We start from the raw sequence: 15,218 nt of genomic DNA on the forward strand, positions 1-15,218 counted from the left end.
CGCGCGCACGGCCATGCGCAAGCGCTGCCGGAAATTACGGTTGCCGTAACGGTGGAAGTCATTGGTTGATCGACGTTAATGCGTGATTTCGCACCCGCGGCATAACGGCATTTCATCGGGGGATCTTCATCTACGTGCTGGAAAGTAGCTTCGCCGCCCGCATCGGCGATCTGATCGTGTTGACGCCGGACGAGCAAGGTGCGCTCACCAGATTGTGCGAGCGCCAGCGCCGGCTGCGCCGCAACACCGTGCTGCTCAGCGAGAACGACCGGCTGAGCGAGCTGTTCGTGCTCAAGGAGGGCATGATGATGAGCTATGTGCTGCTGGACGATGGTCGGCGGCAGATACTGCGCTTCATCTTTCCCGGCGACGTCCTGGCGACCCCGGCGCTGGCCTATGCCAAGTCGCCCGAAACGCTGATGGCGCTGACCGACGTGGTGGTCTGCCCGTTCGATCGCGGCATGATGGCGGCGCTGTTCGTGTCGACGCCACGACTGGCGGCGGCGATCATGGCGCTGGACCAGACCGAGCGGGTGGCGATGACCGACCGGCTGGCCGCGATCGGCCGCACCTCCGCCAAGGCGCGGGTCGCGGCGCTGCTGCTGGAGATTCGCGACCGGCTGCGCACCGGCGACCGGCGGATCGGCAACTGCTTCATCCTCGGCATCACGCAGGAGGAGATCGGCGACGCCACCGGGCTGACCGCGGTCCACGTCAACCGGATGCTCCGCCAGTTGGAGGAGGAGGGAATGATCGCACGCGAAAGTGGTCGCGTGACCCTGCTCAACGAAGCGCGACTGGTCCGCACCGCCAACTATATCGACCGCCATGCCGCGATCGACCTGGGGTGGTTGCCAGCGCTGGCCTGACCCCGGTCGTTACCGCAGGGCCCAGCGCATCAGCCGCCCGACGCCCAGTGCGCCGAGCCGGATCGCCGGTCGCCCCGCCGCCGGCACGCCGAAACCGTGCATGTCCGTGGCCCAGCGGGGCATCAACTCGATCCCCGCCTGCATCATCACCGCGTTGACCGGCGCGTTGAGCAGACTGGGGGAGGGTTGCCGGATCAGCCGGCCCGCCACCGCCCGTGTCCGATCGTCCGCACGCAACGCCGGCCGCATCGCGGTGATGTACGCGGTGAGCGCGGCCCGGGTGCGAGGCACGTCGGGCGCACCCAGCCGTTCCGCGATCGTCGCCATCTCCGCGACATAGGCGTCCTGCCGCGCCACCGGCATGGTGGAATTGCGGTACCGGAGATGCGCACGCAGGAAACTGTCGACCTCGGCGGCATGGACCCAGGCGAGCAGCGCCGGATCGCCGGCGGTATAGGGCGTGCCGTCGGGCAGCGTTCCCGTCACCCGGTCGTGGATCGCCCGCACCCGGGCGATAATCCGCTCCGCCGCCTCGGTCGAACCATAGGTGGTGATGGAGATGAACTGCGCGGTGCGTTTCAGGCGCCCGGTCACGTCGCGACGAAAATCGCTGTGGTCCCATACCCCCGCCAGCGCGGCGGGGTGCAGCATCTGCACCATCAGCGAACAGACCCCGCCGATCATCATGCTGGTGAAATCGCCATGCACCGCCCACGTCGCCGATCCCGGCCCGAACAGGCCAGGATCGCCCGCCGGCCGTGTCAGATCCAGTTCGCCCGAGCCCACCAGTCCGCGGACGCGTCCGCCGATCGCCTGTCGCATATCCATGGACCGAAGATGGGGAGTGCCGACGCTCAGCGAAAGGCGGCGGCCTGCGCGACGACCCCGGCCCATGCCGCGACCTCGTCGTCGAACCGGGCGGTGACGACCAGATCGGATGCGGTGCCCGTCGCGGGATCGACCGTCACCTCGCCCTGCCATTCGAACGTCGCGTTGCCCGACAGCGTCACCATCGCATCGGCGGTGGCGACCGCGCGGACCAGCCCGCCACGGTTCAGCACGGTCACCGGCCGGTCATAGGCCCAGCGTCCGGTCAGGCAGGCGGCATAGGTGGAGGCCGCCATCGCGCTGCCGCAACTGTCGGTCAGCCCGACACCGCGTTCGAACGTGCGGACGAACAGCGAGTCCGGGCGCACCACGACGAAGCTGACGTTCGCACGGTTCGGCAACCAGTCCGGCGCCGCCTCGCACAGCCGGCCGATCCGCACCAGTTCGTCCTCGTCGACCGTATCGGTGAAGTGGACGAGATGCGGATTCGGGATGGCGAGCGCGGTGAACAGCCGGTCGCCGAGCGGCGGCACCGCGGCCTCGACGATCCGCTCCACCCCGATATCGAGCGGCCAGCGGGCGACATCCAGCGTTACCGGCCCCGCCGTCTCCCGCACCGTATAGACACCGGGGGCCAGCGGCGCGTCATGCGCGGCATCGGCCAGCGATCCGGCCAGCCGCACGCCCGCCGCCGCCACGCCCAGCGCCGCGAAACCGGCCCGCGCCACGCAGCGCACACCGTTCAGGCACGTCTCCGCCTCGGAACCATCGGCATTGAACATGCGGAACCCGATTGGATGGGTCGCATCGCCGTTCAGGAACAGCAGCAGCCCATCGCCCCCCACCGGCCCCGCCCGGTCGGCCAGCGCCCGTGCCACGCCGGCCCATGCCGCATCGGACATGGTCAGTCCGCGGGCATCGATCAACGGGAAGTCGTTTCCCGATCCGTGGCATTTGATGATCGACAGGCGCATGGGCGATGGTTCCGGCAAGAGACGTCAGTCCCCATCATGGTCATGCGCGGCGGGATGCGCCAGTTCGCTGGCCTGGGGGGCGCGGCAAATAGCGACGACTTGTCAGTGCGGAACGTTTCGCTGATAGCGACGAACCGCTCCGGTTACGATGAGGTCGTCATGATTACCGCCATCCGCGAAGTCCGCCGGGCAAAGGGGCTGACGCTCGATCAGGTCGCACAGGCCTGCGTCCCGCCCACCACCGCGCAGACGATCGGCCGGCTGGAAACGGGCACGCGCACCGTTTCGGTCGACTGGCTCAACCGCATCGCCGCCGCGCTGGGGGTGACCGCCGCGGATCTCGTCCGCCTGCCCGACCGGCACGACCTGCCCGTGGCCGCGCTGCTGGCCGGCGATGGCGCGCACGCGCCGCGTCATCCGACCATGGTGGTGCCCCCTGCCCCCGCGCCCGGCATGATCGCGGTCAGCGTGACCGGCACGGTCGGCGACTATCGGGCCGGCGACACCCTGTGGTGCGCGATGCTCGCCCCGGCCGATTTCGCCACCGCACTCGACCGCGACATATTGGTACCGATCCCCGCAGGACGTTTCGGCTTCGGTCGCTGCGTCGCGGTCGACGCAGGCGGCGTCCAAGTGCACCCTTCAGGTGGGGCACGCCTGACCATCGCGGCACCGGCATGGCTGGCGATGGCGACCACGTTGGTACGCGATTTATAACGGGGAATGATGGTGGGTGCTGACGGGATCGAACCGCCGACCGACTCGGTGTAAACGAGTAGCTCTACCGCTGAGCTAAGCACCCATGTTGCCTCCCCTTAACGCCGCGGCCCCGCTGCTGGCAACCGGGAAGCGTGGATCAGGCGATCGGCAGACCGGCGCGGCGCACCGCCGCCATATAGGCATCCATTCCGGCCAGCCCGCGGGACGACAGCGCCATGAAGGCGCGGCGGCGATCGGTGGCATCGGGTTGGCGCTGGAACAGCCCCGCCTCGGTCAGCCGCGTGATCCAGCGGAGCGCGGTGGTCGGCGCCACCGCAGCGGCGATGCACAGGCTGGATACCGACACGCGCTGCCCCTCCAGCTGCGCGGCGTACAGATCGAGCAGCATGTCCCAGGCCGGGTCCTCGAACAGGCCATCGCCAAGGAAACTGTCGCGCAACCGGCGGGTGCGGATCGCCTGACGGACCAGCTGCGGATCGATCGCGGCGGCGGGCGGCTCGAAGCCGAAGCTCATCCGCCGATCGGCGACGTTGCCCTCGTCACCCCCCGGGCGGGGTTCCCCGCGTTCGGCCAGCCGCACCAGCAGTTCGGCGATGCGGCCGATCTCGTCCCTCAGGCGGCGGAGCTCATCCTCCCCGGCCTCACCGACCCGGTCGTGCAGCCCGGCGGGCGCCACGAGTCCGGCCACCGTCAGCGCGGCGACCAGCCGCGCGGTGCCCTCGTCGCACAGCAGATGCACGGTCGGCCCGAGCAGGGCGGCGGCGATCGAATCGATCTGGCGATGGTGGAGCGTGACGACGATCTGTGGTGCCAGCCGGGCCGCGACGTCGGCGATCAACGGCAATCCCGCCTCGATCACATCGTCCCGCACGCCTTCCGCCAGTACCGCCAGCACCGGCGCGATGCCCTGCCGGTCATCCAGCGTCGCCAGTTCGTGCCAGCCGAGCCGGTCGACGATCCGCCCCCCGGCCAGGATGATCGCCTCTTCCATCGCGGCCCGGCCGCCGGGATCGGCCACCAGCACCGTATCGAACGTCTCTCGCAATCCCCGGCTCCCACCCGTCGCTCACCGACCGGCACGATGCCCCGTCATCACAGCGATTTGACGATTTCCTCCACCATCTTCTTGGCATCGGCAAGCAGCATCATCGTGTTGTCGCGATAGAACAGCTCGTTATCCACCCCGGCGTAACCGACCCCGCCCATCGACCGCTTGATGAACAGCACCGTTCCCGCCTTCTCCACATCCAGCACCGGCATACCGTAGATCGGCGAGGTCTTGTCGGTCTTCGCCGCCGGGTTGGTCACGTCGTTGGCGCCGATCACGAACGCCACGTCGGTCTGGGCGAATTCGGAATTGATGTCCTCCAACTCGAACACGTCGTCATAGGGTACGTTCGCCTCGGCGAGCAGCACGTTCATATGCCCCGGCATCCGCCCGGCGACGGGGTGGATCGCGTATTTCACGCGCACCCCTTCTTCCTTCAGCTTGTCCGCCATCTCGCGCAGGGCGTGCTGCGCCTGCGCCACCGCCATGCCGTAACCGGGGACGATGATGACCTGACTGGCCTGTCCCATCAGGAAGGCCGCGTCCTCCGCGCTGCCGCGTTTCCATGGCCGGTCGCTCGCCCCCGCGGGGCCGTCGCCGCCGCCGGTGGTGCCGAAACCGCCCGCGATCACACTGATGAAGCTGCGGTTCATGGCGCGGCACATGATGTAGCTGAGGATCGCGCCCGACGATCCGACCAGCGCGCCGGTGATGATCATCGCGGTGTTGCCGAGCGTGAAGCCCATCGCCGCCGCCGCCCAGCCCGAATAGCTGTTCAGCATCGACACCACGACCGGCATGTCCGCGCCGCCGATCGGCACGATCAGCAGGAACCCGATCGCGAACGACAAGGTGGTGATCGCCCAGAAGATGTGCGGGCTCTGATCCCGCACGAACCACGCCACCAGCCCGACGATCGCCGCCAGGATCGCGAGGTTGATGACATGGCGGCCCGGCAGCAGGATCGGCTTGCCGCCCATGTTGCCGTTCAGTTTCAGGAACGCGATGATCGACCCGGAAAAGGTGATTGCGCCGATCGCCACGCCCAGCCCCAGTTCGATCCGGCTGGCGGGATGGATGATCGCGACCGGATCGCCGATCATCGGGATCATCAGCGTCGCGATGCCGAACGCCTGCGGGTTGAGATAGGCGGCGATGCCGACCATCACCGCCGCCAGTCCGACCAGCGAATGGAACGCGGCGACCAGTTGCGGCATCGCCGTCATCGCGATGCGACGGGCGATGACGAAGCCGATCGCACCGCCGACCGCGATCGCCGCCACGATTTCCGGCAGGCTCGCGATTTCGTGCGTGACCAATGTGGTGGCGATCGCGATCGCCATGCCCGCCATGCCGAACCGGTTGCCGCGCTGGCTGGTCGCGGGGCTGGATAGGCCACGCAACGCCAGGATGAAGCAGACCCCCGCGATCAGATAGGCCAGCGCCACCCACGGGTTCGCCGCCACCTGGTGCGCGACCGCCGGTCCGTTCTCAAGCATCCTGCGCTCCCCCTGACCGGTGCCCGGTCATGCGACCGGCCGATCCTTCTTCTTATACATCGCCAGCATCCGCGCGGTGACCGCGAAGCCGCCGAAGATGTTGATGCTCGCCAGCACCACCGCGCCCAGCCCCAGCCATTTGGCCACCAGCGATCCCGCCGCCGCCGACGCGACCAATGCGCCGACGATGATGACCGAGGATATGGCGTTGGTCACCGCCATCAGCGGCGTGTGCAGCGCCGGCGTGACCGACCAGACGACGTAATAGCCGACGAAACAGGCCATCACGAAGATCGACAGGATCGCGATGAAGCTCATGGGTCGATCGTCTCCGGGATGGCGATGCCGCGAACGGCATCCTCGACAAGTTGCGGGCTGGCGATCGCCGGCGGGTTCACGCCGACAGCCTCGGGTTCACGACCTGCCCGCCCCTGGTCAGCCGGATCGCGTCGCCGATCTCGTCGCCATCGGGCAGCAGCGGGCGCCCCGCCTCCTTGTCCCAGAAGGCGCTGAGGAAATTATAGAGGTTGCGCGAGAACAGCGCGGAGGCGTCGGTGGCGAGGCGGCTGGGGACGTTGCGGTGGCCGACGATGCGGACGCCGTGGCGCACCATCACCTCGCCCGCGACCGCGCCCTCGACATTGCCGCCCTGCTCCACCGCGAGGTCGACGATCACCGATCCCGGCTTCATGCTGGCGACCTGCGCATCGCTGACGAGGCGCGGCGCGGCGCGGCCGGGGATCAGCGCGGTGGTGATGACGATATCCTGTTTGGCGATGTGGCCGGAGACGAGTTCGGCCTGCGCGGCCTTGTAGGCGTCGCTGGTTTCGCCGGCATAGCCGCCGGTCCCCTCGCCCTCGATCCCCGCCACATTCTCGACGAACACCGGCTTGGCGCCTAGCGACTGGATCTGCTCGCGCGTCGCGGACCGCACGTCGGTCGCGGATACCTGCGCGCCCAGCCGCCGCGCGGTGGCGATCGCCTGCAACCCCGCCACGCCGACGCCCATCACGAACACCCGCGCCGCCGCCACCGTGCCGGCCGCGGTCATCATCATCGGAAAGGCCCGGTCATATTCGGCCGCCGCGTCGAGCACCGCCTTGTACCCCGCAAGGTTCGACTGCGACGACAGGATGTCCATCGACTGCGCGCGGGTGATGCGCGGCATCCATTCCATCGCCAGTGCCTCGACCCCGGCGGCGGCATAACCCTCCGCCCGTGTCCGCGTCGGTTGCAGCGCGGCGACCACCCAAGCCCCCGGCTCCACCCCCGCCAGACCGGCCGGGTCGGGACCCTGCACGCCCAGGATCACCGCCGCGCCCGCCAGCACGCCCGCACGATCGGCGATCGTCGCCCCGGCATCGGCATAGGCGCCGTCGGCATGGCCCGCCGCGGCGCCCGCACCTGCCTCCACCGCCAGCGTCGCGCCCAGCGCGACGAACTTGCGGACGGTTTCAGGCGTGGCCGCGACCCGCCGCTCCCCTTCCGCCTGTTCGCGAAGGACGGCGATCCGCATCCCGGATCAGCCCGCGATCAGCCAGATCACCATGGCGGTGACGAGACCCACGGCGATCGCACCGTATTTCATCAGTCCGATCATGCGATCATAAGTCCCGACATGCGCCTTGATGTCGCCATTGCCTGCCATCTGGTGCATCCTCCGTCCGTTATGGACCGATCCTAGACAGCGATGCCCTCAGCCTCAACCCCCGTCGGCGGTGCGAATCGGATCGCGCTTAAACTCGCCTTTACTTCGGCGCGGCTATTGAACGTGCCGAACTGGGACGGAATCGACAGATCATGACGCGTAACGGCCAGCGGCTTCTCCTCCTGATTGACGACGAGCCTGCGCAGCGACGGCTGGTGGCGGCCCTCGCGGCGCGGGGTGGCTGGCGGTCGATCTTCGCCAGCGGCACCGAACAGGCGATCGCCACGCTCGGCACGCAGGACGGCATGCAGCTGGATGCGATCCTGATCGATCACTGGGCGGCCGACGCCGATGCCACCAGCCTGATCGCCGAATTGCGGGTACGCCGCCCGGCACTCCCGATCCTGATGCTGACCGCCAATGGTTCCGCCGATCAGGCGGTGGCCGCGATGCGCAGCGGCGCCAGCGATTTTCTGGTCAAGCCGCTGGCGCCCGAACGCCTGCTCGCCGCGCTGGAGGCGGCGGCGGCGGGCAGCAATACGGGCGAGCTACGCCCGCTGACGGAGAAAATCCCGGCGCTGCTCGCCTTCGACGAGATCGTCGGCTCCGCGCCCGAATTCCGCACCGCGCTGGCGATCGCGGCGAAGGCGGCGCGGGCGCGCGTGCCGGTGCTGCTGGAGGGCGAAAGCGGCGTCGGCAAGGAGGTGGTGGCCCGGGCCATCCACGCCGCCTCGCCCCGCGCCCGGCGCCCGATCGTGTCGGTGAATTGTGGCGCGATCCCCGCCAATCTGGTCGACAGCGAATTGTTCGGACACGAAAAGGGCGCGTTCACCGGCGCGTTCGAGCGCAAGATCGGCCGGGTGCGCGAGGCGGAAGGCGGCACGCTGTTCCTCGACGAGATCGGCGAGATGCCGCTCGATGCGCAGGTGAAGCTGCTGCGCCTGCTCCAGACCGGGGAAATGCATCCGCTGGGCGCCCGCCACCCGCATCAGGTCGACGTGCGCGTGATCGCCGCCAGCAACCGCCGCCTGTCCGAGGATGTGGAGGCGGCCCGGTTCCGCGAAGATCTGCTCTACCGGCTCGCCGGCGTACAGGTCACCATCCCCCCGCTGCGTGAGCGGATCGGCGATATCCCCGCACTGTCGCGCCATCTGCTTGCCCGGATCGCGCGGCAGCCGGGGCTGCGACCGCTGGGCATCACCGACGATGCGCTCGACCTGCTGGCCGGCTATGAATGGCCGGGCAATGTCCGCCAGCTCCAGAACGCGTTGTTCCGCGCGGCGGTGCTGTGCGAGGGCGACGCGCTGACCCGCTGCGATTTCCCGCAGATCGCGGCGATGGGCCATCGTCGCGGCGGCGGCCCGGTGGAGGGTGGCGGCGTCACCCTGTTCTATCCGGACGGCAACATGCGCCCGCTGGAGGATATCGAGGCGGATGTGATCCGACTCGCGATCGGCCATTATCGCGGACGGATGACCGAGGTCGCGCGCCGGCTCGGCATCGGCCGGTCGACGCTTTATCGCAAGCTGGGCGAATTGGGGATCGACAGCGCGGCGTGATGCCCCGCTACATTCACCCCCACAACCACATAATAAAATTTGTCTGCCCCGATACGAGACAATCGTCGATCACGCGCCTAGGCTCACGATCATGTCACCGACGGGTCGCACCATTCCGGCCACCGACGCCACGCTTTCGCGCCATGCCGACGCCGTCGTCGCGACGGGGCGGATATCGACGCAGGCGATGGCGGGCGGATGCCCCGTGAACGATGGCGGCCATACGCCATGATGCCGTCGCCACCGTTCGTCTTGCTCGACGATGCGCGGCCGGGGGGCGGAATGCGCCTGTACCGCGACGCGGTGGAGGTGGTGACCGCCACCGATCCCGCCGCGGTTCCCGCCGCGCTCGACCGGGTCCGCGCCGCCAGGGCTCGCGGGCTGCACGCGGCGGGATTCCTCGCCTACGAGGCGGGCTCGGCCCTTACGTCGCTGCCGGCCGATGCGTCACCGGCCGGTCCCGCCGGGGAGCCGATCCTGTGGTTCGGGCTGTTCGAGCGATGGGAGGCGGTCGATCCGGCGGTCTTTCTGCCCGACCCGGCCGGTGCCTGGATCGGCGCGCCGGTACCGCAGATCGGGCAGGCGGCGTATGAGGAGCAGGTCCGGGCCGTGCTGGCGCTGATCGCGGCAGGCGACCTGTATCAGGCCAATCTCAGTTTTCAGGCCAATGTCGCGGTCGCCGGCGATCCGCTGGCGATCCATGCCCGGTTGCGCACCCGTGCCGGCGCGGGTCACGGCGCGGTCGTCGCGACGGGCGACACCACGATCGTCAGCCTGTCGCCGGAGATGTTCTTCGAACTGACCGGCGACCGGCTGACCTGCCGCCCGATGAAGGGGACCGCCCCGCGCGGCGGCACTGCGGTGGTCGATGGCTATTTCGCCGCCGCGCTCGCCACCGATGCCAAGCAGCGTGCCGAGAACCTGATGATCGTCGACCTGATGCGTAACGACCTGTCGCGGGTCGCGATGCCGGGCAGCGTCGCGGTGCCCGCGCTGTTCGCGGTCGAGACCTATCCGACCGTCCACCAACTGACCTCCACCGTCACCGCGGCGCTGGCCCCCGGTCGCGATGCGGTCGCCGTGCTGACGGCGGCGTTTCCCTGCGGATCGATCACCGGGGCGCCCAAGCGGCGGGCGATGCAGGCGATCGCCACGATCGAGGGGCAGCCGCGCGGCATCTACACCGGCTCGATCGGCCATATCGATGCGAATGGGGATGCCGCGTTCAACGTCGCGATCCGCACGCTGGCGATCCGGGGAGATATGGCGACGCTGGGCCTGGGTGCCGGTATCGTCGCCGATTCCGACCCCGCCGCCGAGTGGGCCGAATGCCTCGCCAAGGCGCGTTTCATCGGCGAGGGCGAACAAGGATTCGCCCTGATCGAGACGATGACGTTCGACCCCGAGGACGGCATCGTCCTGCTCGACCGCCACGTCACCCGGATGCAGGAAAGCGCCGCCCGCCTCGGCTTCGCGTTCGACCGGCATGGTGCGCGCAACGAGTTGCAGGCCGCCACCTTCCGCCTGCGCGAGGCGCGGCGGGTACGGCTGCTACTGTCCCCGTCGGGCACGCTGGCGGTGGAAACGTCGCCGCTGCCGGTGCCGTTCGCCGGCCCGGCAAGGGTGGCGATCGTGCCACTGCCGGTGTCGCCCCGCGATATCCGCCTGTGCCACAAGACCAGCGCCCGCGGTTTCTACGAACGGGCCCGCCATGCCGCGGCGGCGGACGAGGTGCTGTTCGAACATGCCGGGTTGTTGACGGAGGGCAGCTTCACCTCGCTGTTCGTCGCGCGGAACGACGGGATGCTCGTGACGCCGCCGTTGCAGCATGGATTGCTGCCGGGGGTGCTGCGCGGCGAATTGATCGCCACCGGCCGGGCGGTGGAGGGGCCGGTGCGGCGGGCCGATCTGGCCGGCGGCTTCTTCATCGGCAATGCGGTGCGCGGCCTGTGCCCCGCCACTCTTGTTGCGCCAGCGAAATAGGCTATAGCGCCGCCGGCCTCCGCTGAAAGACCCATCCATGCACACTTCCGCCGCGCTCGATCGTATCAGCCCGTCGCCGACGCTCGGCGTCACCGCACGGGTGATGGAACTGAAGCGGGCCGGCATCGACGTGATCGGGCTGGGCGCGGGCGAGCCGGATTTCGACACGCCCGATTTCATCAAGGACGCCGCGATCAAGGCGATCCGCGACGGCAAGACCAAATACACCGTGGTCGACGGCACCGCCGAGCTGAAGGAGGCGATCGCCGCCAAGTTCGCGCGCGACAACCATCTAACCTATGCGCCCGACCAGATCACCGTGAACGTCGGCGGCAAGCACACGCTGTTCAACGCGATGGTCGCGACGGTCGAGGCGGGCGACGAGGTGGTGATCCCCGCGCCCTACTGGGTCAGCTATCCCGATGTCGTCCAGTTCGCGGGCGGCACCCCGGTGATAGCGCCGGCCGGCCCGGACCAGAACTACAAGCTGTCGCCCGAGGCGCTGGAGGCGGCGATCACCCCGCGCACCAAGTGGGTGATCCTGAATTCGCCCTCCAACCCGACCGGCGCGGCCTACAGCGCGGACGAACTGAAGGCGCTGGGCGAGGTGCTGCTGCGCCACCCGCATGTCTGGATCTTCGCGGACGATATGTACGAGCATATCGTCTATGACGGCTTTCGCTTCGCCACGATCGCCGAAGTAGTGCCCGAACTGTACGAGCGCACGCTGACGGTGAACGGCTGTTCCAAGGCCTATTCGATGACCGGCTGGCGGATCGGCTATGCCGGCGGCGCCCGCTGGCTGATCAAGGCGATCGCCAAGCTCCAGTCGCAATCGACTTCCAACCCCTGTTCGGTGGCGCAGGCGGCGGCGGTGGCCGCGCTGACGGGCGACCAGTCGTTCCTGGCCGGCCGCAACGATGCGTTCAAGGTGCGCCGCGATCTGGTGGTGAACGCACTGAACGCGATCCCCGGCATGACCTGCCCGACGCCGGAGGGCGCGTTCTACGTCTACCCGGCGTTCGCGCCGCTGATCGGACGGACCACGCCCAAGGGCGTGACGATCGCCGACGACACCGCCTTCGTCACCTATCTGCTCGACGAGGCGCGCGTCGCCGCGGTGCAGGGTGCGGCCTTCGGTCTCTCCCCAGCGATGCGGATCAGCTATGCCACCTCGGACGCGCTGCTGACCGAGGCATGCGCGCGCATCGCGGAGGCGTGCGCCGCGCTGCGCTGACGATCACCCGCCGCCATCGCGGGCGCTGATAACTGACACCCTGATGAACACACCGCCCAGCGGTGGTTCATTTCCGTCATCTATATGTTTCGGGACAGTCACCTTGTCGTGGCGTGGGGCATCCACGACATGACGGGCAACGTAATTCCATCGCGCATCGATCGCATCGATGGACGAACAACAGGTACAGGATCATGACCAGCTTCCTAAAATCCAGCTTTGTGTGGCAGTTCGCGGGCGGCTTTGTGCTCGGTGCGGTCGGGCTGGTCGCATTGCAGCCGGCCGAAGCGACGCACGAACTCGTCAGCCGCTTCGCCCCCACGCAGCAGGGGCGCTGACATGAACGGGGCGGGTCTGGCGCTTGCCGCCGCCGGGCTGGTGGCCACCGCGCTGATGGTCGGTCGCGCCGATGCCGAGCGCGCGGTCCCGATCCCGGCCGCGCGGACGGACGTGCCCGCCGCCCCCGGCCTGCAGACGGCGGTCTTCGCCGGCGGCTGCTTCTGGGGAATGGAGGCGGTGTTCGAGCATGTGAAGGGCGTGCGCGCCGTGACCGCCGGCTATGCGGGCGGCACCGCCGCCACGGCGACCTACGATCAGGTATCGACCGAGACGACCGGCCATGCCGAGGCGATCCGCGTCCGCTACGACCCCCGACAGGTCAGCTACGCGACGCTGCTACGGGTCTATTTCTCGGTCGCGCACGATCCGACGCAGGTGAACCGGCAGGGTCCCGACAGCGGCCCCAGCTATCGATCGGCGATCTTCCCGCAGACGCCGGCGCAGGCCACGGTGGCACGCGCCTATATCGCGCAGCTTGCCGCCGCCCGTGCTTGGTCCCGCCCGATCGCAACGCGGGTGGAGCAGGGACGTTTCTTTCCGGCCGAAGCCCATCATCAGGACTTTTTCGATCGGAACCCGTCCCACCCCTATATCGTCGCATGGGACAAGCCCAAGGTGGCGGCGTTCCGGACCGGTTTTCCGTCGCTGGTCCAGTAATCAGGTCAGCCGTCGCCCGGCGCCGCCAGTATAGCAATGAGCGCCGCGACCAGCGATTTCATCATCAGCGGCTTCACGAGGTGGGGGATCGCGGCAAACCGCGGATCGCCCTCGTCCGCGTCATACCCGCTGGCGAACAGGAACGGTACGCCCCGATCCAGCAGGGCATCGGCGACCGGATAGACCTTTTCGCCGACCAGATTGACGTCGAGGATCGCGGCATCGATCTTCTCGGATCCCTCGTCGATCAGCGCCAGCGCCCGTGCGACATCGGGTACCGGACCCAGCACGACCGCCCCCTCCTGCGTCAATGCCCGTACCAGCTGGCGGGCGAGGATATATTCATCCTCCACCACCAGAATGCGCCGATCGGTCAGCGAGCCCGATACCATCATGACCCGGTCGCCCGGCTGGCGACATGCGACACGGGCAGATCGATGTGGCAGTGAACCCCGTCGTCGGTCAGGGCGAAGGTGGTGCGGGCGTGCAACTGATACGGCAGCGCATGTTCGATCAATTCGCGCCCCTGCCCGATCCGTTCCGACGCGGCGGCGCGCATCGTCACCCCCGTCTCGCGCCAATCGATATGGAGGCGTGCGCGACCACCCCCGGTCGGCAGCGTCAGCCCCCAATGGATATGCAGCCGGGCGTCCGGCTGGCTGAGGGCGCCATATTTCAGCGAGTTCGTCATCAGTTCGTGGATCGCGAGCGCCAGCGTCTGGATACCGCCGGACCGCAGCGGCACCCGCTCCGGCCCGTCCAGCGTGACGCGCGGATCGTCTTCCGGCCGGGCGCCGATCGTGCTCAATTCGCAGCGCAGCAGTTCGTCGAACGCGATGCGCTCCAGCCCGTCGAGGCGTGACAGCAGGTTCTGCACGCGCGCCAGCGTCACCATCCGCGCACCGAACGTGTCGGCGAAATCATCCAGCCCGGTGCTGGTCGCCAGCGTGGTCTCGACCATCGCCTGCACCACGCCCATCACGTTGCGGGAACGGTGCTGCAATTCGCCAATCAGCACCGTCAACCGCTGGGCCGCGTCGCGTTCGTCGGTCACGTCCTGCACGATACCGCCGATCCGTCGGATCATGCCCTGGTCATCACGCAACGGAAAGGCGGTATTGCGCAACCAGCGAATCTTGCCGCTGCCCGGAATCCGGACACGGTAGTCATGAACGACCGAATGGCCTGCGCGCACCTGCGACATCGCTGCCGCCGCCATCTCGCGATCCTCGGGGACGACCGCTTTCAACCATTCGTAGGCCCCGTTCACGTCACCGGCGGCCCCGCCGAACAGCCTGGCGACCGCGGGACTTAGAAACTCGAATTCAGACGTGGCGGTATTGCGAATCCAAATGATATCGGACGACGCCGCCGCGAACTGCCGGAACAGCGCCTCGCTCGCCCGCAGCGCTTCTTCCACGCGGCGGCCTTCGGTTACGTCCGCCACCACGCCGCCGATCCCGACGATGTCGGCACCGGCCCGGATCGGAAAGAACTGTTCGACCCAGACCCGCTCGTCGTCGGGTACCGCCGGCGTACGGCCGCGCACTTCCACATCGAGCGACGGCTCCCCCGTCGCCAGAATGTGGCGCCAGCGCTCCAGCACCTGGTCCAGGCATTCGATATCGGGCAGGACATCCGCGGGACGCCGCCCGGCATGCTCATCCTCGGTCAGGCCATTCATCGCCGCCAGCGTGGCATTGACGCGAACGAAGCGCATGTCGCGGTCCCACACCCCGATACCCAGCGGCGCGGCACCGAACAACGCGTCAAGGATCACCGACGGCGTCAGGGGATCGGCACTGTCCCGATTGCCCGTGTCCGACGGTGTGGATGTGGGCGTTGGTGGGGGCGTGG

General features: G+C 68.6%; 17 protein-coding genes and 1 tRNA gene. 8 read left to right on the plus strand and 10 right to left on the minus strand.

Annotation, left to right across the window (positions count from 1 at the left end):
* Window positions 1–134: 134 nt before the first annotated feature.
* Window positions 135–869, plus strand: a complete 735-nt coding sequence (locus IFT82_RS02565; protein ID WP_342355019.1) for a Crp/Fnr family transcriptional regulator — start codon at window positions 135–137, stop codon at window positions 867–869.
* A gap of 9 nt (window positions 870–878) precedes the next feature.
* On the opposite strand, the gene IFT82_RS02570 is transcribed toward IFT82_RS02565, so the two are convergent.
* Both IFT82_RS02570 and dapF read right to left on the minus strand, forming a co-directional pair.
* Entirely contained in the window at window positions 879–1,697 is an 819-nt protein-coding gene (locus IFT82_RS02570; protein ID WP_192124083.1) for an oxygenase MpaB family protein, read from the minus strand.
* 26 nt (window positions 1,698–1,723) lie between these two features.
* Window positions 1,724–2,671 carry a diaminopimelate epimerase gene (gene dapF, locus IFT82_RS02575; RefSeq protein WP_192124085.1) on the minus strand — a complete coding sequence of 316 codons (948 nt, stop codon included), beginning with the start codon at window positions 2,669–2,671 and terminating at the stop codon, window positions 1,724–1,726.
* Between the two features lie 159 nt (window positions 2,672–2,830).
* On the opposite strand from dapF, the gene IFT82_RS02580 reads away from it, so the two are divergent.
* Window positions 2,831–3,388, plus strand: coding sequence for a helix-turn-helix domain-containing protein (locus IFT82_RS02580; protein WP_192124087.1), 558 nt, complete (start codon window positions 2,831–2,833; stop codon window positions 3,386–3,388).
* Window positions 3,389–3,398: 10 nt separating this feature from the next.
* Here the strand turns inward: IFT82_RS02580 and IFT82_RS02585 are convergent.
* The 6 genes from IFT82_RS02585 to IFT82_RS02610 all read right to left on the minus strand — a co-directional run bounded on the left by IFT82_RS02585 (window position 3,399) and on the right by IFT82_RS02610 (window position 7,595).
* Window positions 3,399–3,473 (minus strand) — tRNA-Val (locus IFT82_RS02585).
* A gap of 54 nt (window positions 3,474–3,527) precedes the next feature.
* Window positions 3,528–4,436, minus strand: a complete 909-nt coding sequence (locus IFT82_RS02590; RefSeq protein WP_244646371.1) for a winged helix DNA-binding protein — start codon at window positions 4,434–4,436, stop codon at window positions 3,528–3,530.
* A gap of 47 nt (window positions 4,437–4,483) precedes the next feature.
* Window positions 4,484–5,938, minus strand: coding sequence for an NAD(P)(+) transhydrogenase (Re/Si-specific) subunit beta (locus IFT82_RS02595; protein WP_192124089.1), 1,455 nt, complete (start codon window positions 5,936–5,938; stop codon window positions 4,484–4,486).
* A gap of 27 nt (window positions 5,939–5,965) precedes the next feature.
* The gene (locus tag IFT82_RS02600; RefSeq protein ID WP_192124091.1) at window positions 5,966–6,256 is read right to left on the minus strand and encodes a proton-translocating transhydrogenase family protein; all 291 of its coding nucleotides are present in this window, start codon (window positions 6,254–6,256) and stop codon (window positions 5,966–5,968) included.
* 76 nt (window positions 6,257–6,332) lie between these two features.
* Window positions 6,333–7,454 (minus strand): NAD(P) transhydrogenase subunit alpha, encoded by a 1,122-nt coding sequence (locus tag IFT82_RS02605; RefSeq protein ID WP_192124093.1) that lies wholly within the window; start codon window positions 7,452–7,454, stop codon window positions 6,333–6,335.
* A gap of 6 nt (window positions 7,455–7,460) precedes the next feature.
* On the minus strand, window positions 7,461–7,595 hold the full coding sequence (locus tag IFT82_RS02610) for an aa3-type cytochrome c oxidase subunit IV (RefSeq protein ID WP_244646373.1): 135 nt from the start codon (window positions 7,593–7,595) through the stop codon (window positions 7,461–7,463).
* 143 nt (window positions 7,596–7,738) lie between these two features.
* Between IFT82_RS02610 and IFT82_RS02615 the strand changes: the two genes are divergently transcribed.
* The 6 genes from IFT82_RS02615 (at window position 7,739) to msrA (ending at window position 13,361) form a co-directional block, all read left to right on the plus strand.
* Window positions 7,739–9,145 carry a sigma-54-dependent transcriptional regulator gene (locus tag IFT82_RS02615; RefSeq protein WP_192124095.1) on the plus strand — a complete coding sequence of 469 codons (1,407 nt, stop codon included), beginning with the start codon at window positions 7,739–7,741 and terminating at the stop codon, window positions 9,143–9,145.
* A 91-nt stretch (window positions 9,146–9,236) separates the two neighbouring features.
* A complete protein-coding gene (locus IFT82_RS02620) occupies window positions 9,237–9,377 on the plus strand; it encodes a hypothetical protein (protein WP_192124098.1) in 141 nt (46 codons plus the stop codon).
* Window positions 9,374–11,128 carry an aminodeoxychorismate synthase component I gene (pabB, locus tag IFT82_RS02625; RefSeq protein ID WP_192124100.1) on the plus strand — a complete coding sequence of 585 codons (1,755 nt, stop codon included), beginning with the start codon at window positions 9,374–9,376 and terminating at the stop codon, window positions 11,126–11,128. The genes IFT82_RS02620 and pabB overlap by 4 nt, the downstream gene beginning before the upstream one ends.
* A gap of 37 nt (window positions 11,129–11,165) precedes the next feature.
* Complete coding sequence (locus tag IFT82_RS02630) at window positions 11,166–12,365, plus strand: pyridoxal phosphate-dependent aminotransferase (protein WP_192124102.1); 1,200 nt, start codon at window positions 11,166–11,168, stop codon at window positions 12,363–12,365.
* 194 nt (window positions 12,366–12,559) lie between these two features.
* Window positions 12,560–12,703, plus strand: a complete 144-nt coding sequence (locus tag IFT82_RS02635; RefSeq protein ID WP_192124105.1) for a hypothetical protein — start codon at window positions 12,560–12,562, stop codon at window positions 12,701–12,703.
* A gap of 1 nt (window position 12,704) precedes the next feature.
* A complete protein-coding gene (msrA, locus tag IFT82_RS02640) occupies window positions 12,705–13,361 on the plus strand; it encodes a peptide-methionine (S)-S-oxide reductase MsrA (RefSeq protein WP_192124107.1) in 657 nt (218 codons plus the stop codon).
* A 5-nt stretch (window positions 13,362–13,366) separates the two neighbouring features.
* On the opposite strand, the gene IFT82_RS02645 is transcribed toward msrA, so the two are convergent.
* Both IFT82_RS02645 and IFT82_RS02650 read right to left on the minus strand, forming a co-directional pair.
* On the minus strand, window positions 13,367–13,756 hold the full coding sequence (locus tag IFT82_RS02645) for a response regulator (RefSeq protein WP_244646375.1): 390 nt from the start codon (window positions 13,754–13,756) through the stop codon (window positions 13,367–13,369).
* On the minus strand, window positions 13,753–15,141 hold the full coding sequence (locus IFT82_RS02650; protein WP_192124117.1) for a PAS domain-containing protein: 1,389 nt from the start codon (window positions 15,139–15,141) through the stop codon (window positions 13,753–13,755). The genes IFT82_RS02645 and IFT82_RS02650 overlap by 4 nt, the downstream gene beginning before the upstream one ends.
* Between the last annotated feature and the right edge of the window lie 77 nt (window positions 15,142–15,218).

The sequence above is a fragment of the Sphingomonas sp. CFBP 8760 genome (assembly GCF_014841615.1).
Taxonomy (GTDB): domain Bacteria; phylum Pseudomonadota; class Alphaproteobacteria; order Sphingomonadales; family Sphingomonadaceae; genus Sphingomonas.

What these genes read in the sequence shown, in the direction of transcription:
- IFT82_RS02600 (WP_192124091.1), bottom strand. Translation starts at nt 6,256, where the DNA reads ATGAGCTTCATCGCGATCCTGTCGATCTTCGTGATGGCCTGTTTCGTC.
- pabB (WP_192124100.1), top strand. Translation starts at nt 9,374, where the DNA reads ATGATGCCGTCGCCACCGTTCGTCTTGCTCGACGATGCGCGGCCGGGG.
- IFT82_RS02630 (WP_192124102.1), top strand. Translation starts at nt 11,166, where the DNA reads ATGCACACTTCCGCCGCGCTCGATCGTATCAGCCCGTCGCCGACGCTC.
- dapF (WP_192124085.1), bottom strand. Translation starts at nt 2,671, where the DNA reads ATGCGCCTGTCGATCATCAAATGCCACGGATCGGGAAACGACTTCCCG.
- IFT82_RS02570 (WP_192124083.1), bottom strand. Translation starts at nt 1,697, where the DNA reads ATGGATATGCGACAGGCGATCGGCGGACGCGTCCGCGGACTGGTGGGC.
- IFT82_RS02605 (WP_192124093.1), bottom strand. Translation starts at nt 7,454, where the DNA reads ATGCGGATCGCCGTCCTTCGCGAACAGGCGGAAGGGGAGCGGCGGGTC.
- IFT82_RS02610 (WP_244646373.1), bottom strand. Translation starts at nt 7,595, where the DNA reads ATGCACCAGATGGCAGGCAATGGCGACATCAAGGCGCATGTCGGGACT.
- IFT82_RS02595 (WP_192124089.1), bottom strand. Translation starts at nt 5,938, where the DNA reads ATGCTTGAGAACGGACCGGCGGTCGCGCACCAGGTGGCGGCGAACCCG.
- IFT82_RS02620 (WP_192124098.1), top strand. Translation starts at nt 9,237, where the DNA reads ATGTCACCGACGGGTCGCACCATTCCGGCCACCGACGCCACGCTTTCG.
- IFT82_RS02635 (WP_192124105.1), top strand. Translation starts at nt 12,560, where the DNA reads ATGACCAGCTTCCTAAAATCCAGCTTTGTGTGGCAGTTCGCGGGCGGC.
- msrA (WP_192124107.1), top strand. Translation starts at nt 12,705, where the DNA reads ATGAACGGGGCGGGTCTGGCGCTTGCCGCCGCCGGGCTGGTGGCCACC.
- IFT82_RS02645 (WP_244646375.1), bottom strand. Translation starts at nt 13,756, where the DNA reads ATGATGGTATCGGGCTCGCTGACCGATCGGCGCATTCTGGTGGTGGAG.
- IFT82_RS02580 (WP_192124087.1), top strand. Translation starts at nt 2,831, where the DNA reads ATGATTACCGCCATCCGCGAAGTCCGCCGGGCAAAGGGGCTGACGCTC.
- IFT82_RS02615 (WP_192124095.1), top strand. Translation starts at nt 7,739, where the DNA reads ATGACGCGTAACGGCCAGCGGCTTCTCCTCCTGATTGACGACGAGCCT.